This is a genomic window from Neisseria sp. P0017.S009 (assembly GCF_051957375.1).
GTDB lineage: Bacteria > Pseudomonadota > Gammaproteobacteria > Burkholderiales > Neisseriaceae > Neisseria > Neisseria perflava.
In genome coordinates, this window is record NZ_JBQCWL010000004.1 from 55,539 (window position 1) to 75,966 (window position 20,428).

The following is a 20,428-nucleotide window of genomic DNA, read 5'->3' on the forward strand; positions in this document are numbered from 1 at the left end:
AACTTATTTTGAGTTTCAGACGGCCTTTATTTTATTTAGAGCTTGAGCCGCTTTTGGATTTTATTCGTTTGTTTTCTTCTGATTTAAATCCACCAGCCTTGTTCCGGCCAAGAAGTCGTAGAGGAACTGGCGGTCGGGATGGAACAGGGCGAAGCCCCATGGCAGGATGAGCCAAATAAGCGCGGCGCCGAATGCGCCTTTGGGTGGGATATTGAGCAGATGGCGCAATCCGGCGTAGGCAAACAGGGGAATGAAGACAATAAAAATGCTTGCCCAAATAAAGCGCAGGCGCAGTTGAGGCAGGGGCGGCTGAGTGTCGTTTTTATCGGCCAAACCGATTTTCCATGTCTGCATGGCGAGGGTTTGGCCTTTTTTGTGCCAGTTGGCGCGGAAGTAGAGCCACCATGCGTAGAACAGAATCAGGCAGGTTGTCAGCATGGACAGGCGCGTGGAAATGGGATTGAGAAAGATGGCGACAATACCGGCTGCAAGGGCGGCAATACTGGTCACGGCGCCGGTCAGTAGAAGTTCGTAAACCAGTGCGGCGAGGCGGCGTTTGAGTGGGGCGGTAGGAAGACGGGTCATAATGCGATGGAAACGGAAATAGGTTTGATGGGAATAAAAACAGGCCGTCTGAAACGGGATAGGATGTTCAGACGGCCTGTTACTGTCAGGATTAGCGATGTGGACGTTTTTGACCGCGTGCCTGTTGGGCAGCCATTTGGTTCATTTCCTGACGGGTCGGACGTTTTTTGAAGATGGCGTGCGCTTCGTCAACGGAACATTTTTGTGACAGGCAAACCAAGGTAATCGCGTCTTTTTGATGTTGTCCGCCGCTGTGGTACATGCGGCGCAGGTTGGCTTCGTTGATACGGCCTTTTTCCGGATCGATGTCGAATTTTTTCAGGCGCTCGAGGAATTGGCGTTGCTGACGGCGTGAAGTCCAAACGAAACCGCCTGCGGCAGCGGCCACGATGATGACGGCCAACAGGATGGCGAGCGGCCATGAGTCGACGATCAGAACGATGATGAGGCTTAATACGGCAGTGGTCAGCAGGGCCAGACCGCCGATGCGAAGTTTGGTTTTATTATCCATATAGTTGGTGTTTCCTTGTTTTTTGCTGGAAGAGGCCGTCTGAAATGCGAGGTTCAGACGGCCTAAATTTAAGTTTACGCTATTTTACAGTATTTTCTGTTTTTGGGGCGTATTGCGTGCAAGTTTCTTGACGCGTGGCAACGGTTTTCAAGCGGCCAGCGAAGTGACGAGCTGTTTGAACTCGGTCCATGCATCGCCTTCTTCCGCGCCTTTGATGATGCGGTCGATTTTGGCGCAGGTTTTGAGCGCGTCGAGCAGGCGGTTGATGGAAATGCGTTTGGCCGCCATCGGTGCAAGGGTCTGCTTGTCGCCCCATAAACGCAGGCTGTTGCGCAGGCTTTGGATGTTTTGGCCTTGCTTGAGTGCGGCAGTCAGGCGGATTAGGGTGCGGATGTCTTCGGCAACCGCCCACAACAGCAAAACCGGCTCTTCGCCTTCTTCTTCCAAACCGTCCAGCAAACGGGAAACGCGCAGGGCGTCGCCTTTCATCCATGCGCCTGCCAGTTGGAATACGTCGAAGCGGGCGACGGTGGCAACTGCAGCCTCTGCGTCGGCAATATTGATTAAATGGCCTTGTGGATGGAGCAGGGCGAGTTTTTCGATTTCCTGACGGGCGGCCAAAAGATTGCCTTCGACGCGCTCGGCAAAAAGGGCGAGTGCTTCAGGCTCGATATCCAAACCCTGCTGTTTCAGACGGCCCTGTATCCATTGCGGCAAAGCATGTGGCGCAACGGCTTTGGCTTCTAAGACGATGCCTTTGCCTGCCAATGCGGAAAACCATTTGGACTGGATTTGCGCTTTTTCAAGCTTGGGCAGTAGGATGAGCGTAACCGTATCTTCGGGCAGGCGTTCGGCGAAGGTTTGCAGGGCATCGCCTCCGTTTTTGCCGGGTTTGCCGTTGGGAATGTGGATTTCCAGCAGTTTCAAATCGGCAAACAAACCTGCGCTGCCGGCACTTTGCAACAGCTCGTTCCAGTCAAAATTGTTTTCGGCGGTATAGACTTCGCGGTTGAGATAACCTTGTTTTTTTGCGGCTGCGCGCAGCGTATCCAAAGCCTCGATGCGCAACAAATCCTCTTCGCCGTGGATGATGTACAACGGTTTGAGCGGCGTATCGGGGCGCAGGCTCTCAATGGGCGCGGCAGCCATTATTGCGCCTTCAGGAAAGTCAGGCGGCGGACGATTTGATCTGCGGCGTCAATGCGCATTTCAGACCAAATGGTTTCTTCCTCTTCCTGTTTACCCAAAACTTCGCTGTCGGCGTAGTCCATGGTGCGGTGAACCTTAATTTCCAGCGGTTCGCCAACCGGCTCGCCGTTGCGGAAGGCTTGGGCTTTGACGGTCATGGCCAGCAGGTATTCGTTGATTGCGGCGGCGCGGGTGATGGTGTAGATATCGCGGCGTTTTTGAAAGTCGACAACGCGCAGGGTGATTTGTGATTCGGCTTCGCTAACCGGATGGCCGTCGGCACGGCGTAAGGCATTTTCCAGCGCTTTTTGCATGACGGCTCCGCCTTCTACATGCCAGTTCTGATAAGGCAACGGCTGAGAAGTCACGCCTGTGCCTTTCAGGTGGAAACCGCAAGAGGCAATCAATAGGGCGAGTGCAGGCAATAGGATTTTTTTCATTGGATATTCCTTCGTTGAAACCGGTTACGGTATCGTCGGATTATAACGAATAATGTTTAGGCCGTCTGAAACCGTAAACGGAAAGTATTTCAGACGGCCTTGTCTATAAGATACAACGCTTATTTTTCCAGCCAAATCAGGCTGACCATGCGGCCGGTTTGCCCGTCTCGGCGGTAGGAGAAGAAAGTATCGCGTTCCAAGACGGTGCAATGGGTGCCGCCATAAATCATGTTCACGCCTTCGCGGTGCAGAACCATGCGCGCCAAAGCGTAAATGTCGGCAAGGTATTTGCCGCCGCCGATGTCTTTAAACGCATCGACAGCTTCCGGCATAGGTGCGCAAAACGCATCAAATACATCTTGTCCCACTTCAAACGCATCAGGGCCGATGGCAGGCGCGAGATAGGCCATGATTTCCAACGGCTCGACATTCATTGCCGCAATGGTGTTTTGCAAAACGCCGCCGGCCAAACCGCGCCAACCTGCATGAGCCGCCGCAACAACGGTCCCTGCTTTGTCGCAAAACAAGACAGGCAGGCAATCGGCAGTCATCGAAGCGCAGGCGACCGTACCCGTCGTATCAACCGAGGCATCGGCGTCGGGCGTATTGCCTAATGCTTCTGCAGCATTCACAACGATGGTGCTGTGGATTTGATTAAGGTAGGCAATGGGCAGGCCGACTTGTTCCTGTACGATTTCGCGGTTGCGGAGTACGGCTTCGAGATTGTCGCCGACGTGCGAGCCGACATTCAGGCTGCGGTACACGCCTTCGCTGACACCGCCGTTGCGCGTGGTAATAAGCGTTTTAACATTGGCAGGGGCAGGCCAATCGGCAGTCAAAAAATTCTTGCCTTGCGGGGCGAGGTTCAGGGTATCTGTGATGGTTTTCATAATCTTTGAATCGCTGAAGTATTGGAACGGATTGATTTCAGACGGCCTCAAATAATATTTTAGGCCGTCTGAAAATATGGGTTTAATCCCTTACATAAACGACTTCGACATCGTAGTCGTCTTCATTCCAATCATCGTCATCGTCCATGCCGAATTTCTCTTGCCATTCTTCCTCGTTGCTCAGGGACGAATCCAAACCGGCCTCCAGACGCAGGACGGAAAGCAAGTGGTACATATCGTCAGGCATAGGCGCTTCAAAGGAAACGGTTTCGCCGGTTTTCGGATGTACAAAGCTCAAGTGGTAGGCATGCAGGGCTTGGCGCGCGCCGAGGGCTTTGATGGCTTCTTTAACCGCATCGCTGCATGGATGGCGCAGGTTGCCGTAAACAGGGTCGGCAGCCAGCGGATGGTTGGCTTCGCGCATATGAACGCGGATTTGGTGAGTACGGCCGGTTTCGAGCGAGCATTCGATGTAGCTGTGCGCCAGATAACGTTCCAACACTTTGACGTGGGTAATGGCAGGCTTGCCGCCGAATTTGACGACTGCCATTTTCAGGCGGTTGTGCGGATCGCGGCCGATTTGGGTTTCGATTTTGCCGTCAAAAGGAACAATGCCGTTGGCGACTGCGCGGTAAATGCGTTTGACTGTGCGCTCTTGAAGCTGTTGAACCAGTGAGTTTTGCGCCGGCAGGGTTTTAGCGACCACCATCAGGCCGCTGGTTTCTTTGTCCAAACGGTGTACGATACCTGCACGCGGCACTTGGCTTAATTCGGGACAGTGCGCCAACAGGCCGTTGAGCAGGGTGCCGCTCCAGTTGCCTGCGGCAGGGTGGACGACCAATCCGGCCGGTTTGTTGATGACGATGACGGTATCGTCTTCATAAATAATGTCCAAATCCATGGGTTCGGGTGTGAACGCGAGGTTTTCTTCGCTCGGACGTACCGTAACGGCAATCAATTCACCGCCTATCATTTTATCTTTGGGTTGAGCGGGCTTATCGTTTACAATGACCGCACCCTCTTTAATCCACGAACTCAGACGGCTGCGCGAGTAGTCGGGCATGAGTTTGGCCAATACGGCATCCAGCCTTCCGCCCGCCATTTCGAGCGGAACGGTCAAATTAACACAACTTTCTGTTTCAGGGGATGACGGAAAGTCTAAATCATCGCTATAATCGGCTTCGTTATCAAAGGAAGTATTCTGCATGAAAAAAATTCTTTTAGTAGTTTCTTTAGGTTTGGCACTGAGTGCCTGCGCAAATAAAGGCACAATCGATAAAGACGCCCAAATTACTCAAGATTGGAGTGTGGAAAAGCTTTATGCCGAAGCGCAAGACGAATTGAACAGCAACAATTATACGCGAGCTGTCAAGTTATACGAAATTTTAGAATCCCGTTTTCCAAACGGCCGCTATGCCCAGCAGTCCCAGTTGGATACGGCGTATGCCTATTATAAAGACGATGAGCCGGAAAAAGCCTTGGCTGCCATTGCGCGCTTCCAACGCCATCATCCGCAACATCCGAATATGGACTACGCGCTGTACTTGAAAGGTTTGGTCCTGTTTAACGAAGACCAGTCTTTCTTGAACAAGCTGGCTTCCCAAGACTGGTCCGACCGCGACCCGAAAGCTAACCGCGATGCTTATCAGGCGTTTGCCGAGTTGGTTCAACGTTATCCAAACAGCAAATACGCTGCCGATGCAACCGAGCGTATGGCCAAGCTGGTGGACGCTTTGGGTGGTAACGAGATATCTGTGGCACGTTATTACATGAAACGCGGTGCTTATGTCGCAGCGGCCAACCGTGCGCAAAAAATCGTCAGCCGTTACCAAAATACCCGTTACGTCGAAGAAGCTTTGGCGATGATGGAATTGGCATACAAAAAACTGGACAAGCCGCAACTGGCTGCCGATACACGCCGCGTTTTGGAAACCAACTTCCCGCAAAGCCCGTTCTTGCAACACGAATGGCGATCTGACGATATGCCTTGGTGGCGTTACTGGCGCTAAGCGTCGGGTTGTTCAGGCATGAATAAGGCCGTCTGAAAACGATGCAGCTATGCATTTGGTTTTCAGACGGCCTTTGTTTTTAATGTTTTTTTACGTTCTCTGTAAACAGGGTGCAAAATTCGTTTTAATATGGTAAAGTCTGATTTTAATAACTCGACGGTTTGAAGCCGTTACTCAGGGGCTGTTTAAATTTAAAATCAGTTTTGTTGAAGCCGCATCAGATTTGCTATTGATGCATTCAGGAAAATTTCAGTCGTCAGGCTGATTTGGTTTTAAATTTAATCAGCCCTTTATGTTTACAAAAAAACAGAGGTAGATTCTCATGAAGTCTTGGCAGCTTCCTGAACACGTTGCCGACGTGTTACCGACCAATGCCCGACAACTGGAAAGCGCCCGTGAGCGGTTGTTGGCTTTGTTTCGCGTGCATGGTTATGAATTGGTGCAACCGCCATTGATGGAATACAGCCATTCCTTATTGACGCATATCGATGCCGGTTTGTCTTTGAAAACCATTTTGGTCGTCGATCAGCTTAGCGGCCGTCAGCTCGGTATCCGCGCGGATATTACGCCACAGGTGGCGCGTATTGATGCCCACTTGCTTTCCGCCAATCAAGGCATCAACCGTTTATGCTATGCCGGTTCGGTGCTTCATGCGCGGCCTGACGGACTGCTCAATATGCGCGAGCCTTTGCAGGCGGGTGCGGAAATGTACGGTTTGGAAGGCATTGAAGCGGATATTGAATTGATCGATTTGATGCTGAAAAGTATGAAGATTGCCGATATGGGCGAAGTTTTGCTTTCATTGGGTCATATCGGCGTATTCCGTGCTTTGGCAAATGCCGCGCATTTGGATGAGCAGCAATCGGCAATCCTGCTGTCATCGATGCAGGACAAAGATGCTGAAGCCGTCAGCCAGTTGGTCAAAGAGTGGAAACTCGATGGTATGTGGGCAAAAGCGTTTTCACTGTTGCCCCGACTGTACGGCGGTCGTGAAGTGCTGACTTTGGCTAGAGAGAAATTACCCGAATTGTCCGCAGTCAGTGCGGCCTTGGATGAATTGCAGGCAGTATGCGATGCGTTCCCAAATCAAAAAGTGCATATCGATTTGTCGGAACTGCGCGTTGACAATTACCACACCGGTTTGCTTTACGCGGCTTATGGTTCAAATCGTCATGATGCCGTAGCACGCGGCGGCCGTTATGATGGCTTGGGCGGATACTTCGGACGCGCGCGTCCTGCTGCCGGATTCAGTTTTGATTTGCGCAGCTTCATCGGCCGCCTTCCTGCTATCGGACGGGAATCCGTGGTGGCTGTCGATGTAAAGGACATGCCTGCGGCTCAAGAAGTGGTAGATGCTTTGCGCGAACAAGGACAATGTGTCGTTATCGATTACGGTATCGGCTATAACGGTTCGGAAGAGGTTACAGGCCGTCTGAAACAGGTAGATGGCGTTTGGAAAGTAATCGCTTTGAACGATTGAGTTTTATTTTGAAATTTTGTATCTGAAATAAGGTTAGATGGCTATGGCTAAAAATGTTGTCGTAATCGGTGCCCAATGGGGTGATGAAGGCAAAGGTAAGATTGTTGACTGGCTGGCGGAAGAAACCAGCGGTGTAGTACGTTTCCAAGGCGGCCACAATGCCGGCCATACTTTGGTCGTCGGTGGCAAAAAAACCATTTTGCGCCTGATTCCAAGCGGCATTTTGCACGAGACTTTGGACTGCTTCATCGGTTCAGGTGTTGTCGTTTCTCCTGAAGCATTGTTGGGTGAAATCGACGAATTGAATGCTGCCGGTGTGAAAAACGTCGAAGGCCGTCTGAAAATTGCGCCGACCTGTCCATTGATTCTGCCTTACCACATTGCGCTTGACCAAGCACGCGAAGCTTCCCGCGGTAAAAGCAAAATTGGTACAACCGGTCGCGGCATCGGCCCAGCCTATGAAGATAAAGTTGCCCGTCGCGCGATTCGCGTGGTGGACTTGTTGCACCCTGAAAAACTGGTTGAAAAACTGGAAGCTGTTTTGGCTTATTACAATGTTCAGTTGCAACACCTGCACAATGCCGAGCCGGTAAAAGTTGAAGATGTGATGGCGGTCATTGAAAAAGTTGCACCGCGCATTACGCCGATGATTACCGATGTTTCCCGTGTTTTGAACGAGAAAAACCGCAAAGGCGAAAGCCTGTTGTTTGAAGGCGCACAAGGTACGTTGCTGGACATCGACTACGGTACTTATCCGTTTGTAACTTCGTCCAACTGCTTGGCAGGTGCCGCTTCTGCCGGTGCAGGCGTGGGCCCGCAAATGCAGGATTACGTTTTGGGTATCGTTAAAGCCTATACCACCCGCGTGGGTTCCGGCCCATTCCCGACTGAATTGTTTGACGAAGTGGGCGCAGGCTTGGCTGAACGCGGCCATGAGTTCGGCTCCGTAACCGGTCGTGCGCGTCGTTGTGGCTGGTTTGACGCAGCTGCTCTGAAACGCTCTATTCAAGTTAACGGCATTTCCGGCATGTGCATTACCAAGCTGGACGTGATGGATGGTATTGAGAATATCAATATCTGTGTAGGTTATGAATTGCCTGATGGCAGCAAAACCGACATTCTGCCTTGCGGCTCCGATGCGGTAGAAACCTGCAAACCGATTTATGAAACCATGCCGGGTTGGAGCGAGTCGACTTTCGGTGTGAAAGAGTACGACAAGCTGCCTGAAAACGCTAAAGCTTATCTGAAACGTATTGAAGAAGTGTGCGGTGCGCCTGTGGCCATTGTTTCAACCGGTCCTGACCGTGAAGAAACCATTGTTTTGCATCATCCGTTTGCTTAATTGATTAAGTGAATAAAAGGCCGTCTGAAAATTCAGACGGCCTTTTATATAAAATGCAATAAAAACTCAGCCCTGAAGAACACCTGTCTTCAGGGCTGAATTTTGTATTTTACGCTGTTTTTAAGTACGAATGTTTGGAAAGTGAGATGTAGTGCCAAGTAACAATTATTCTCATTGACGTAAATCAAGAAAAACCAAATCTGTAATTTTATTTCATAAAAACCCCTGTAAATAAATGGGTATTGATGTTATCCTTTCAGAAAATTTACAGTCTATATTTTCAATAAAATTAGGAGCTTGATATGTCAAATGATGTTCAGCAACGTCCAGCCGCTTGGGAAGGTTTTGTCGGTGGCAACTGGGAAACCAACGTAGATGTCCGCGATTTTATTCAAAAAAACTACACGCCATATGAAGGCGATGCCTCTTTCTTGGCACCAGCAACCGAAGCCACAACCAAACTGTGGGCGGAAGTGATGGAAGGTATCAAGGTTGAAAACCGTACACACGAGCCGTATAAAATCGACGCGCAAATCGTCTCCGGTATTACCAGCCACGCTCCAGGCTACATCAACAAAGATTTGGAAACCATTGTCGGCCTGCAAACAGACGAGCCTTTGAAACGCTCTATCATGCCGTTTGGCGGTTTGAAAATGGTGCAAGACGCGTGCAAAGTGTACAACGTTGAATTGAATCCCGAAGTCAGCGAAATTTTCACCAAATACCGCAAAACCCACAACCAAGGCGTATTTGACGTTTATACGCCCGACATCCGCCGCTGCCGCAAATCAGGCGTGATTACCGGCCTGCCGGATGCTTATGGCCGCGGCCGTATTATCGGCGACTACCGCCGCGTGGCATTGTACGGTATCGACTTCTTGATGAAAGACAAACTCAACCAGTTCAACTCACTGCAAGCCGATTTGGAAAACGGTGTGGACTTGGAAGAAGTGATCCGCCGCCGCGAAGAAATCAATGAGCAATATAAAGCATTGAACCAAATGAAAGAAATGGCAGCTTCTTACGGCTACGATATTTCCGGCCCTGCAAAAAATGCACAAGAAGCCATCCAATGGACTTACTTTGCCTACCTCGCTGCCGTTAAATCTCAAAACGGTGCGGCGATGTCTTTCGGCCGTGTATCTTCATTCTTGGACATCTACATCGAACGCGACCTGAAAAACGGTGTGATTACCGAAACCCAAGCGCAAGAATTCATTGACCACTTGGTGATGAAACTGCGTATGGTCCGTTTCCTGCGTACTCCGGAATACGATCAACTGTTCTCCGGCGACCCGATTTGGGCAACCGAATCTATCGGTGGCATGGGCTTGGATGGCCGTACCTTGGTAACCCGCACCAACTTCCGCGTGCTGCATACTCTGTACAACATGGGCCCGTCTCCTGAGCCAAACATCACTGTATTGTGGTCAGAACAACTGCCGCAAGGCTTTAAAGAATTCTGCGCCAAAGTATCCATCGATACTTCGTCCATCCAATACGAAAACGACGATTTGATGCGCCCTGACTTCAATAGCGACGACTACGCCATTGCCTGCTGCGTCAGCCCGATGGTGGTCGGCAAACAAATGCAGTTCTTCGGCGCACGCGCCAACTTGGCTAAAACTCTGCTGTACGCAATCAATGGCGGCGTGGACGAGAAATCTAAAGAGCAAGTTGGTCCGAAAACCGAGCCGATTATGGACGAAGTTTTGGACTACGACACTGTCTTTGAGCGCATGGACAAATTCATGGATTGGTTGGCAACCCAATACGTTACCGCGCTGAACATTATTCACTACATGCACGACAAATACAGCTACGAAGCTGCATTGATGGCATTGCATGACCGTGATGTGAAACGTACGATGGCATGCGGTATCGCCGGTTTGTCTGTGGCTGCCGACTCATTGTCCGCCATTAAGTACGCCAAAGTGAAACCGATTCGTGACGAAAATGGCATTGCCGTTGACTTCGAAATCGAAGGCGAATACCCACAATTTGGTAACAACGACGACCGCGTTGACGATATTGCTTGCGATTTGGTTGAACGCTTCATGAAAAAAGTGGCAACCCACAAAACTTACCGCAACGCCACTCCGACTCAGTCCGTACTGACCATTACTTCCAACGTTGTTTACGGTAAGAAAACCGGTAATACTCCAGACGGCCGCCGTGCAGGCGCTCCGTTTGGTCCGGGTGCAAACCCAATGCACGGTCGTGACGTCAACGGTGCAGTCGCTTCATTGACTTCCGTAGCCAAACTGCCATTTGAGTTTGCCAAAGACGGTATTTCCTATACCTTCTCCATTATTCCTGGCGCGTTGGGTAAAGACGAGTATTCTCGCGAACGCAACCTTGCCGGTTTGATGGACGGTTATTTCCACCATGAAGACGGTATTTTGGAAGGCGGACAACACTTGAACGTCAACGTATTGAATCGCGAGACTTTGGAAGATGCGATGCACAATCCAGAGAAATATCCGCAGTTGACCATTCGTGTGTCCGGTTATGCGGTTCGCTTCAACTCGCTGACCCGCGAACAACAGCTTGACGTGATTACCCGTACATTCACAGAAACCATGTAATCCGGGTGGAGAAACAAACCGGAAGCTAAATTTGCATTTGGTTTGTTTTGAAACAAAGCTCCGAGGCCGTCTGAAATGTTCAGACGGCCTTTATTATCGTACAATCCATATAAGCAAAAACATTTTTGAGCCGAACACTATGTCCACGACTTTTGCCATTACCCCCGAGCCGGCACTGAAAGACCTTGGCCACCGTCACTATAACGGTAAAGGCATTATTCATTCGATTGAATCTTGCGGTGCTGTCGATGGTCCGGGTTTGCGCTACGTGCTCTTTTTGCAAGGCTGCCTGATGCGTTGCCTGTATTGCCATAATCGTGACACATGGGATCTTCATACTGAGCAGGCGCAGGAATTGGATGTGGCAACTGTGATGAAGCAGGTCATGACCTATCGTCATTATTTGCGTGCGACAGGCGGAGGCGTAACGGCAACCGGCGGCGAGCCGTTATTGCAATATGAGTTTGTATGCGATTGGTTTACGGCCTGTCGGGAACACGATATCCATACCTGTCTAGACAGCAATGGCTATGCTTTGCACTATGATTCGATTTTGGATGATTTGCTCGATCATACCAATTTGGTCATGCTCGACTTAAAACAAATCGATCCTGAAATTCATAAAGTGCTTGTCGGTATTCCAAATACCAAAACGCTGAAATTCGCGCGCTATCTTGCTGAACGCAATCAGCCGACGCGTGTGCGTTATGTGGTTGTTCCCGGTTATACCGATGATGAGCGGTCAGCGCATTTATTGGGCGAGTTTATCGGTGATATGGATAATGTCGAAATGGTCGAGCTCTTGCCGTATCACGAATTGGGCGCACACAAATGGGCTTTGTGCGGCGACGAATACAAATTAAAAGGCGTACATCCGCCGCCCAAAGAAACCATTCTGAAAATCAAAGAAATATTAGAGAGCTACGGAAAAAACATTATTTATTAAAACAGAAAAAGGCCGTCTGAAACGAAATAATCAGTTTCAGACGGCCTTTTCATTATTGAAAAAAATTTAAGCGTTCAATGCGGCCAAAACCTTGGCGACAACTTCTGATACTGCAACGGCTTGAGCCTGATTGTTACGGCGCTCGGCATATTCGACATTGCCTTCTTTCAATGCGCGATCGCCGATCACGATGCGGTGAGGAATACCCAACAGCTCGGAGTCATTCAGCAATACGCCTGCACGTTCGTCGCGGTCATCCAACAAAACATCCGCACCAGCAGCCAAAAGCTCGGCGTAGATTTTGTCGGCGGCTTCGCGCACGGCGTCTGATTTTTTGTAGTTCATCGGCACGATAACGACTTCAAACGGCGCCATTGCTTTGGTCCAAACAATGCCTTTTTCGTCGTTGTTTTGTTCGATGGCGGCGGCCACAACGCGGGTAATACCGATACCGTAGCAGCCCATTTCCATGATTTGGGATTTGCCGTTATTGTCCAAGAAGCTGACATTCATGGCTTGGGTATATTTGTCGCGCAATTGGAAAACGTGGCCGACTTCAATACCGCGCGCCAGTTTCAGACGGCCTTGTTCGTCAGGGCTAATGTCGCCTTCGATGACATTGCGTAAATCGACAAATTCAGGCTCGGCAGCATCTCGGCCGAAGTTGAAGCCGGTATAGTGGTAGTCGTCTTCGTTTGCGCCGATAACCCAGTCTGCGCCTTTTTCGGTGGCGAAATCGGCATAGACTTTGCCTTTGAAGTTGACAGGGCCGAGAGAGCCGCCGTTGGCGCCGAACTGTTCAATAATCGCGGCAGGGCTTGCCATGGTCAGTGGCGATTTCACGCCGGCCAGTTTTTCCGCCTTGATGTCGTTAAACTCATGGTCGCCACGCAACAGCAGCAGGACGAGTTCGCCTTCGTTTTCGCCTTCAACCACGATGGATTTGAGGGTTTGTTCAACCGGAATATTGAGGAATTCAACCAAAGACTCAATGGTTTTGACATTTGGTGTATGTACTTTGGTCAACTCGGCCTGAGCAGCGGCGCGTTCGCCTTTGAGCGGCAAGGTGGGTGCCAATTCGATATTGGCGGCGTAATCGGAAGTATCGCTGTATGCGATAACGTCTTCGCCGCTTTCAGCCAATACTTGGAATTCGTGAGAGCCGGTACCACCGATGCTGCCGGTGTCTGCGGCTACGGGGCGGAATTCCAAGCCCAGACGGGTAAAGATACGGCAGTAAGCGTCGTACATATCCTGATAGGTCGTCTGAAGCGAGGCATAGTCGGCATGGAAGGAATAAGCGTCTTTCATGACGAACTCGCGCGCGCGCATCACACCGAAGCGCGGACGCACTTCATCGCGGAATTTGGTTTGGATGTGATAAAAGTTTTTCGGCAGTTGTTTGTAGCTGTTGACTTCTTTGCGCACGATGTCGGCAATCACTTCTTCACAAGTCGGACCCATACAGAAATCACGGTCATGACGGTCTTTCAGGCGCAGCAGTTCTTTACCGTAAAACTCCCAGCGGCCGGATTCCTGCCACAGCTCGGCAGGTTGTACCACCGGCATCAGCAGCTCCACGCTACCTGCGCGGGCCATTTCTTCACGCACGATATTTTCAACTTTGCGCAATACGCGCAGACCCATCGGCATCCAAGTATAAAGACCGGATGCGTTGGCTTTGATCAAGCCGGCACGAATCATCAGCTTGTGGCTGGCAAGTGCGGCTTCGGCAGGGGCTTCTTTAAGGGTAGAAATGAAGAACTGGGAGGCTTTCATGGCGTATTTTTCTTTCTTAAAAATAAGTGCGTATTGTAACGCAAAATGTATGGCCGCGTGTCTTTTGAATGGCATCTGATGAAATCGGCCGTTGTTTTACGCAGCTTTTGATTCGGGGTGATTTTTAGGGATGTCAACCCTAATTTATGCACAAAGCCGCATAACCTTGTTTTACCTATAAATTTTCACTGTATGATTATAGTAAAATCTTATAAATATAACCACTTGATTTTATTATATTTTATTTGATTAAATTTTAGTCAATTTAAGACTTGGTTTGTTCCTAAAGAAAATTTTACGATTACCCAAAGCTTATCAACAGATTTATCCACAGAGATTGTGTATAGATTTTAAATGCTGTCGGCGTAATGATTTCGCATGATTGGCAAGCCTTGTTTAAAGCAGATTGGGTTGCCTTAAAAAGATGGGGCAACAACACGATGAGCAGGTTTTGCGCTAACATTCTGCTCATTGTTGTTTCCTTACAAGGAATAAAATGAAAAATTCAGAATTGCATTTGCTGGAACGCAGAAAGATGTTTAACGGGTATCAGGAACGGTACCGCCATTTTTCTCAAACCTGCCGGACGGATATGGTATTTGATGTCTATCTGCCGCCACAAGTCTTAAAAGGCTATCCCGCGCCTGTTTTATATTTTCTTTCCGGCTTAAATAGTGATGGTTCTGAATTGGTTCAACAAAGCGGGATCCAACGTTTTGCGGCGCAATGGAATATTATCGTGGTTTTCCCGGATACCTCGCCACGCGGTCGGCATGTTGCCGACAGTGAGGAACATTATCTTGGACAGGGCGCCGGATTTTATGTCAATGCAACTGAAGCACCTTGGGCGCAGCATTACCAAATGGAAAGCTATATCAGCCAAGAATTGCCTGATTTGATCGAGCATCATTTTCCGGTAACGCAAGAGCGCAGCATTGCAGGTTTCAGCATGGGCGGGCATGGTGCGCTGCAGTTGGCTTTGAAGCATCCCGGCCGATATGCTGCGGTTTCAGCCTTTGCGCCTTTATGTCATCCTATCGATACGGAAGGCGGCAGGCAGGCGTTTTCGGCTTATTTGGGCCAAAACGTGGAAACGTGGAAACGCTATGACAGTACAGAGCTGCTTCAGACGGCCTCGCATAAATTGCCTGTTTTGATTGATGTCGGCAGTGAAGATGCTTTGTATCCTGAAGTCCTGCAACTGGAAGGGTTTGTCCGCTCAGCACGCGAAAAAGGTTTCAATATCCAATATAAAGTACGCCCGGGCTATGGGCATGACTATTTCTTTATTGCCAGCTTTATCGATTCGCATATTGAGTTTCATGCTCAGGCATTGGGGCTTTAAGCAGTATTGAATAAAAGGCCGTCTGAAATCCGATTAATGGTCGGATTTCAGACGGCCTTTTATTTGGTCTTTAACCTTTAATTTCAGACAGACTTATTCCTCAGGACGTTCGCCGTCGGTGTCGTCCAATTTGCCTTCGGTAATATCGACATTGATACCGACTGCCGCACGGATTTTGGCATCGATTTCGTTGGCGATATCAGGGTTTTCTTTCAGCCAAACGCGTACATTGTCTTTACCTTGGCCGATTTTTGCGCCGTTGTAGCTGTACCATGCGCCGGATTTTTCAACGATGTCATGTTTGACGCCCAAGTCGATCAATTCACCTTCCCAGCTAATGCCTTCGCCGTAAAGAATATCGAATTCGGCTTGACGGAACGGAGGGGCAACTTTGTTTTTGATGACTTTGACTTTGGTTTCGTTACCAATCACGTCATCGCCTTTTTTAATCTGACCGGTACGGCGGATGTCGAGGCGGACAGAGGCATAGAATTTGAGCGCGTTACCGCCGGTTGTGGTTTCAGGGCTGCCGAACATCACGCCGATTTTCATACGGATTTGGTTAATGAAAACAACCAATGTATTGGTGCGTTTGATGTGGCCGGTCAGTTTGCGCAGGGCTTGGCTCATCAGGCGGGCTTGCAGGCCGACGTGGCTGTCGCCCATTTCGCCTTCGATCTCGGCTTTAGGCACAAGTGCGGCTACGGAGTCGACAACGACCATATCGATACCGCCGGAGCGTACCAAGGTATCACAGATTTCCAATGCCTGTTCGCCGGTATCCGGTTGGGAGAGATAGAGTTCTTCAACTTTTACGCCGAGTTTGCGGGCGTAAATCGGGTCAAAAGCATGCTCGGCATCGATGAATGCGCAGATGCCGCCATTTTTTTGGCATTGGGCAATGGCTTCGAGACAGAGTGTAGTTTTACCGGAGGATTCCGGGCCGAAAATTTCAACCACGCGGCCGCGGGGCAGGCCGCCGACGCCGAGTGCTAAGTCCACGCCGAGGGAGCCGGTGGAAATAACATCAAGGTTTTCTTCCTGTTGGCTGCCGTCCATTTTCATGATGGAGCCTTTGCCGAAGTTTTTTTCGATTTGGGCAAGGGCTGCGGCTAAGGCTTTGCTTTTTTCGTCTGACATGTTTTCTCTCCGAAAGGAAATATGAATCGCTAAGAATTTATTTAGCTATTATCGCACAAATTAAGAAAAAGTATAGTTTTATTTTTATTTTTCAGACGGCCTGTGTTTTTTGTATGCAACAGGCCGTCTGAAATGTTGAATAATCAATCAGTTGGTCAATGATGCAAAAACTTGGAAATAGTCGGGGAAAGTTTTATGCGTACATTTCGGGTCGTTGATGATGACGGGGACGCCCAAAAGCGAAACCAGCGAGAAACACATGGCCATGCGGTGGTCGTCGTAAGTGTCGATAACGGCATCGGGGGTAAGCGTTTCGGGCGGCGTAATATGGATGGCTTCGGCTTCTTCGATGACGTCTGCGCCCAGTTTGCGCAGTTCGGTTGCCATGGCGGCGATACGGTCGGTTTCTTTGACGCGCCATGAGCCGATATTGCGCAGGGTGCAGGGTTGTTTGGTGGCCAGCGCAACAATGGCCAAGGTCATGGCCGCATCAGGAATATGGTTGGCATCTAAATCAAAAGCCTGAATCTTGCGCTCGGCAGGACGGGAAATTTCTACAAAATTTTCGCCCCAAATGACATCTGCGCCGATTTTTTCCAATTCACGCGCAAAGGCAACGTCGCCTTGAATACTGTGTGCGCCGATGCCGGTTACGCGGATGGGTGTACCGGCAATCAGGCCTGCGCCCAAGAAATAAGACGCGCTGGAGGCATCGCCTTCTACATATAAATGTTCGGGCGCATGATATTTGGCACCGGCCGGGATTTTAAATACACGGTAGTCTTCATTGATGATGTCCACACCGAACTGCGCCATCAGCTTGAGCGTGATGTCGATATAAGGTTTGGAAATCAACTCGCCTACCATGTGGATTTCAAATGCTTGTCCCGTCAAGGGCAAAGCCATCAGCAGGGCGGTCAGGAATTGGCTGGAAACATTGCCTTTAATCGGAATAACGCGCTCGCCGTTGTCTTGGCGTTTGCCGATCTGAAGAGGCGGATAGTTTTCATTGCCCAGATATTGTACGTCCGCTCCGGCAATACGCAACGCGTCGACCAAATCGCCGATAGGGCGTTCGTGCATACGCGGTACGCCATGCAGATGATAGTCGCCGCCCAAAACGGCAAGTGCGGCAGTCAAGGGGCGGAATGCCGTACCGGCATTGCCTAAAAACAAATCGGAGGATTGGTTGGGAAAGCGGCCGCCGGCACCATGAACTTTCAGACGGCCTTCAGGTAAAGATTCAATTTGCACGCCGAGTTTGTCGAGTGCTTCAAGCATTCGGTCGGTATCGTCGGATTTGAGCAAAGAATGGATTTCGCAAACGTTGTCGGAGAGTGCTGCCAAGAGCAGCGTGCGGTTGCTGATGCTTTTGGAACCGGGCAGGGCAACGGTGGAGGGCTTGAGTGTGGAAGCGGGCAGGCGGATGGATTCGGTCATTGGTTAGGATTTCAAATTGTAGACAAAACGATATTATACGCAGGCAAAGGCCGTCTGAAAAATGGAAGTGGCGTTGCAGGCAAGAAAAGCCGGACTCTTTTTGAAAGTCCGGCTTTGGGATGCTCGATATTTTAATGGTTAACCTAAAATATGCATTAACTGGTCAATGTTGAACGTACCTTCGTCAAAGCGGAATTCGCTGACTGAGGGGATTTTTTGACCTTGGACGTCGGTATGGATGTCGGCATATTGGTGGTCGATGGTGATGAGGTCGTTGTGATTGTTTTCGCCACGAATGGTGATGTTCCAAGTCGTGCCGTCTTTTTCGTTGACCGTTTCGAGCGACAGATCCGAGAGGGAAATGCCAGCGCCGAATTGGATGGCGTTTGTGCTGTGATGGTCGAAAATGGTGTCATGGCCTTCGCCGCGATTGAATACGTAGGTATCGTTACCGGCTTCGCCGTGCAATATATCGTCCCCTAAGCCACCAAACAGTGTGTCGTTGCCTGCGCCGCCGTGAAGGATGTCGTTGCCTGCTTCGCCCAACATAGTATCGTTACCGGAGCCGCCATACAGCGTGTCGTTGTCTAATCCGCCGTTCAGATGGTCATTGCCACCGCCTCCGTAGAGAATATCGCTGCCGGCATCGCCGTTGATGACATCGTCGCCGGTGCCGCCGGACAATTTGTCATTGCCGCTGCCGCCGTGAATCTCATCATTACCCCGGTTGCCGTAGATGATGTCTTCGCTTTCAGTACCTTTGATATGGTCGTCGGCGTGGGTGCCGTTGAATGTGGTTTTGCCGTCGGCAAAGGTTTGGCTGACGCTTGCCTGCCCTAAATTGCTGACATAAAGCATATCCCAGACATCCAGGCTCGGGACGGTGACTTCCAGTGCCACCGGTTTGCCGTTTTCATAGATGACGGAAGATTCCAATGTGTGCATGGATATATCGTCTGAGTCGGGGGAAGCCAGTTGTACGATGGCTTGCTCGGCCTGTTCTGCGCTGATTTCCATATCAAACGGGATTCTGACTTTAGGGTTGTCGAGTTTCAGCGTGTGGTGGTTGGAGCTGTTCCAATTGGTGTCTTTGTCGAGGCCTGCGAGATTGATTAATTGGACAACTCGGCCGCCGTCTGCGGTGGCCTTGGTCCATGTATAAACTTTGCCTCCTTCGCCTGAAGTGGAAGTCATGTCATAGCCGTCGGATGCTACGATGGAGGCATGACTGTCTTTGAGTTCAACCAAGCCTTCGCCGCGAAGCAGCTCCTCATAGGCGGTAATGAATTGTTGATAGTTGAATTCTGATTTGGCCAGGGTTTCGTTGGTTTTGAGCGTCTGAGCGGGATAGTATGGATCTTGCAAAATACCAAAACCATGTGCGTTTTTATCCGGGAGGTTGTTTAATGCGGCAACAGTCATGTGGTAGCCGCCACTCGCTGCGATAACGGCATCGACCAGCAATTCGTTGTCCGGATTGAGTTCGGAAGAATTATCTTCCGGGTGGGTACCTTTTCGAGTATAGGCGGCAATAATCGGGGAAACGTGATTGTAATCGTACAGACGGCCTACCAAGCGTTTAAGCTCGGCATAGTTGTGGTTTTCATAATGGGTATTTCCGGCTGTATCTTTAAAATCGCGCGGCCAGATTTCTGAGTAAGGAACATCCATGCCGGTGGTGGATAAGACATCGGCCCTGCCTGTGCTGATGTCGTTGATCATATAAGTTTGACCGTAATCGTGTAACTTTTCCGCAGCCGCGGCTGACAAATCGTCATAACCGTCAGACATTCTGAAGTTTTCAGTCTTTTGGCCATTTTGTATTTTGTAAACGAGGTTATCACCCATGGTATCGGCCTGCCAGCCGTCAAAGCCGCCTGTTTTCAGGGCTTTGATCATGGTGTTGACGATATAGTTTTGCCAGCTTTTGTCGGCAGGATCGACGAATTGTTGTACGGATGTTTTGGTCTCTGCACCGGCTTTGCCGAAGTTGGAATGCTCTTGGGCATTGTAGAGTTTGACATTATTTAAAATTTCTTTGATGGCCGGATTATCGAGTTCGTCATTGGAGGCGGCGTTAAGCATATTGTAGAGCATGGCACTGCCGCCTTTTTCGTGAATTTTGTTCACGAGGTTTTTAATCAGCAGGGTATCGATTTGGGGAGGGTTGGGTTGGCCGTTGTCGACAGCCCAAGTCGCCCATTCTTGCTTGAAGCTGTTGACATTTGGAAATGGATTGGAGGTTGTGTCGTACACATCATAGAAGAAATAATTGTTGATGTGCATTTGTGCCAGCTGATCGATATTGTTTTGATAGCCTTCGAGCTGGTCATTGGTCATGGCGTTGTTTCGTTCTGCCGAATTATCGTTAGATCCTGCCACTACGCCATAGCGGGGAAAAATAGTCCAGTCGTCTTCGACAGACAATCCCAGTGTTTTGCTGGTGTGGTTGCCGGTGTTGTCAACGGTTTCTACTTTGACGACGTAGCCTGAATTGGGTGAAAAAATATCGGAAGAGAGTTTGACGGAGGTTGAGTTCAGATGATCCAATTTTTGGATTTCCGTACCCAAATGGCTGACGGTGACAGAGGTGATTTTGTCTGTCGCATTGGAGATGTTCAGAATAACATCATCGCCGTTGGTATAGGCTACCTTGTTAAAGAGAATAGTCGGTAAAGGGGCTGTTTTTGCTTCAGTTGTCATGCTGTATATTCGCTTCTAAATATTATATTTTGAAATTACCTT

17 protein-coding genes are annotated in these 20,428 nt (G+C 49.8%); 6 read left to right on the top strand and 11 right to left on the bottom strand.

Translation table 11 applies throughout. The annotated features are described in order from the left end of the window. Positions 1–60 precede the first annotated feature (60 nt). The 6 genes from ACTHTG_RS06210 to rluD all read right to left on the bottom strand — a co-directional run bounded on the left by ACTHTG_RS06210 (position 61) and on the right by rluD (position 4,821). Positions 61–585, bottom strand: coding sequence for an RDD family protein (locus ACTHTG_RS06210; protein ID WP_004519927.1), 525 nt, complete (start codon positions 583–585; stop codon positions 61–63). Positions 586–676: 91 nt separating this feature from the next. Beyond that, positions 677–1,096, bottom strand: coding sequence for a hypothetical protein (locus tag ACTHTG_RS06215; RefSeq protein WP_003746427.1), 420 nt, complete (start codon positions 1,094–1,096; stop codon positions 677–679). Between the two features lie 147 nt (positions 1,097–1,243). Beyond that, positions 1,244–2,245, bottom strand: coding sequence for a DNA polymerase III subunit delta (gene holA / locus ACTHTG_RS06220; protein ID WP_004519926.1), 1,002 nt, complete (start codon positions 2,243–2,245; stop codon positions 1,244–1,246). Beyond that, positions 2,245–2,724 (bottom strand): LPS-assembly lipoprotein LptE, encoded by a 480-nt coding sequence (locus ACTHTG_RS06225; protein ID WP_004519925.1) that lies wholly within the window; start codon positions 2,722–2,724, stop codon positions 2,245–2,247. Before ACTHTG_RS06225 ends, holA begins: the two co-directional genes overlap by 1 nt. 119 nt (positions 2,725–2,843) lie before the next feature. Then, the gene (pgeF, locus tag ACTHTG_RS06230; RefSeq protein WP_070625627.1) at positions 2,844–3,614 is read right to left on the bottom strand and encodes a peptidoglycan editing factor PgeF; all 771 of its coding nucleotides are present in this window, start codon (positions 3,612–3,614) and stop codon (positions 2,844–2,846) included. A gap of 82 nt (positions 3,615–3,696) precedes the next feature. Then, a complete protein-coding gene (gene rluD / locus ACTHTG_RS06235; RefSeq protein WP_070504623.1) occupies positions 3,697–4,821 on the bottom strand; it encodes a 23S rRNA pseudouridine(1911/1915/1917) synthase RluD in 1,125 nt (374 codons plus the stop codon). Between rluD and ACTHTG_RS06240 the strand changes: the two genes are divergently transcribed. From ACTHTG_RS06240 to pflA, 5 genes are all read left to right on the top strand, one after another. Beyond that, positions 4,820–5,623 carry an outer membrane protein assembly factor BamD gene (locus tag ACTHTG_RS06240; protein ID WP_003680807.1) on the top strand — a complete coding sequence of 268 codons (804 nt, stop codon included), beginning with the start codon at positions 4,820–4,822 and terminating at the stop codon, positions 5,621–5,623. The genes rluD and ACTHTG_RS06240 overlap by 2 nt on opposite strands. 322 nt (positions 5,624–5,945) lie before the next feature. Continuing rightward, complete coding sequence (locus ACTHTG_RS06245; protein WP_070504620.1) at positions 5,946–7,103, top strand: ATP phosphoribosyltransferase regulatory subunit; 1,158 nt, start codon at positions 5,946–5,948, stop codon at positions 7,101–7,103. Positions 7,104–7,146: 43 nt separating this feature from the next. Continuing rightward, complete coding sequence (locus tag ACTHTG_RS06250; protein ID WP_049336775.1) at positions 7,147–8,445, top strand: adenylosuccinate synthase; 1,299 nt, start codon at positions 7,147–7,149, stop codon at positions 8,443–8,445. A gap of 302 nt (positions 8,446–8,747) precedes the next feature. Next, complete coding sequence (gene pflB / locus ACTHTG_RS06255; protein WP_049336774.1) at positions 8,748–11,033, top strand: formate C-acetyltransferase; 2,286 nt, start codon at positions 8,748–8,750, stop codon at positions 11,031–11,033. 139 nt (positions 11,034–11,172) lie between these two features. Next, positions 11,173–11,979, top strand: coding sequence for a pyruvate formate lyase 1-activating protein (gene pflA / locus ACTHTG_RS06260; RefSeq protein WP_049336825.1), 807 nt, complete (start codon positions 11,173–11,175; stop codon positions 11,977–11,979). Positions 11,980–12,045: 66 nt separating this feature from the next. On the opposite strand, the gene ACTHTG_RS06265 is transcribed toward pflA, so the two are convergent. Continuing rightward, positions 12,046–13,758, bottom strand: a complete 1,713-nt coding sequence (locus tag ACTHTG_RS06265) for a proline--tRNA ligase (protein ID WP_039862211.1) — start codon at positions 13,756–13,758, stop codon at positions 12,046–12,048. 301 nt (positions 13,759–14,059) lie between these two features. Then, positions 14,060–14,230, bottom strand: a complete 171-nt coding sequence (locus ACTHTG_RS06270) for a hypothetical protein (protein ID WP_004519914.1) — start codon at positions 14,228–14,230, stop codon at positions 14,060–14,062. Between the two features lie 24 nt (positions 14,231–14,254). Here ACTHTG_RS06270 and fghA point away from each other — a divergent pair, with 24 nt between their 5' ends. After that, on the top strand, positions 14,255–15,103 hold the full coding sequence (gene fghA, locus ACTHTG_RS06275) for an S-formylglutathione hydrolase (RefSeq protein WP_049336773.1): 849 nt from the start codon (positions 14,255–14,257) through the stop codon (positions 15,101–15,103). A gap of 93 nt (positions 15,104–15,196) precedes the next feature. Here the strand turns inward: fghA and recA are convergent, their stop codons facing one another. The 3 genes from recA to ACTHTG_RS06290 form a co-directional block, all read right to left on the bottom strand. Beyond that, positions 15,197–16,243 (bottom strand): recombinase RecA, encoded by a 1,047-nt coding sequence (gene recA / locus ACTHTG_RS06280; RefSeq protein WP_003680794.1) that lies wholly within the window; start codon positions 16,241–16,243, stop codon positions 15,197–15,199. A gap of 147 nt (positions 16,244–16,390) precedes the next feature. Continuing rightward, positions 16,391–17,683 (bottom strand): 3-phosphoshikimate 1-carboxyvinyltransferase, encoded by a 1,293-nt coding sequence (gene aroA, locus ACTHTG_RS06285; RefSeq protein ID WP_039862183.1) that lies wholly within the window; start codon positions 17,681–17,683, stop codon positions 16,391–16,393. 138 nt (positions 17,684–17,821) lie between these two features. Continuing rightward, complete coding sequence (locus ACTHTG_RS06290; RefSeq protein WP_004519910.1) at positions 17,822–20,386, bottom strand: glycoside hydrolase family 66 protein; 2,565 nt, start codon at positions 20,384–20,386, stop codon at positions 17,822–17,824. Between the last annotated feature and the right edge of the window lie 42 nt (positions 20,387–20,428).

Coding starts and splice junctions, on each gene's coding strand:
- ACTHTG_RS06210 (WP_004519927.1), bottom strand. CDS start 585: ATGACCCGTCTTCCTACCGCCCCACTCAAACGCCGCCTCGCCGCACTG.
- ACTHTG_RS06215 (WP_003746427.1), bottom strand. CDS start 1,096: ATGGATAATAAAACCAAACTTCGCATCGGCGGTCTGGCCCTGCTGACC.
- holA (WP_004519926.1), bottom strand. CDS start 2,245: ATGGCTGCCGCGCCCATTGAGAGCCTGCGCCCCGATACGCCGCTCAAA.
- ACTHTG_RS06225 (WP_004519925.1), bottom strand. CDS start 2,724: ATGAAAAAAATCCTATTGCCTGCACTCGCCCTATTGATTGCCTCTTGC.
- pgeF (WP_070625627.1), bottom strand. CDS start 3,614: ATGAAAACCATCACAGATACCCTGAACCTCGCCCCGCAAGGCAAGAAT.
- ACTHTG_RS06240 (WP_003680807.1), top strand. CDS start 4,820: ATGAAAAAAATTCTTTTAGTAGTTTCTTTAGGTTTGGCACTGAGTGCC.
- rluD (WP_070504623.1), bottom strand. CDS start 4,821: ATGCAGAATACTTCCTTTGATAACGAAGCCGATTATAGCGATGATTTA.
- ACTHTG_RS06245 (WP_070504620.1), top strand. CDS start 5,946: ATGAAGTCTTGGCAGCTTCCTGAACACGTTGCCGACGTGTTACCGACC.
- ACTHTG_RS06250 (WP_049336775.1), top strand. CDS start 7,147: ATGGCTAAAAATGTTGTCGTAATCGGTGCCCAATGGGGTGATGAAGGC.
- pflB (WP_049336774.1), top strand. CDS start 8,748: ATGTCAAATGATGTTCAGCAACGTCCAGCCGCTTGGGAAGGTTTTGTC.
- pflA (WP_049336825.1), top strand. CDS start 11,173: ATGTCCACGACTTTTGCCATTACCCCCGAGCCGGCACTGAAAGACCTT.
- ACTHTG_RS06265 (WP_039862211.1), bottom strand. CDS start 13,758: ATGAAAGCCTCCCAGTTCTTCATTTCTACCCTTAAAGAAGCCCCTGCC.
- ACTHTG_RS06270 (WP_004519914.1), bottom strand. CDS start 14,230: ATGAGCAGAATGTTAGCGCAAAACCTGCTCATCGTGTTGTTGCCCCAT.
- fghA (WP_049336773.1), top strand. CDS start 14,255: ATGAAAAATTCAGAATTGCATTTGCTGGAACGCAGAAAGATGTTTAAC.
- recA (WP_003680794.1), bottom strand. CDS start 16,243: ATGTCAGACGAAAAAAGCAAAGCCTTAGCCGCAGCCCTTGCCCAAATC.
- aroA (WP_039862183.1), bottom strand. CDS start 17,683: ATGACCGAATCCATCCGCCTGCCCGCTTCCACACTCAAGCCCTCCACC.
- ACTHTG_RS06290 (WP_004519910.1), bottom strand. CDS start 20,386: ATGACAACTGAAGCAAAAACAGCCCCTTTACCGACTATTCTCTTTAAC.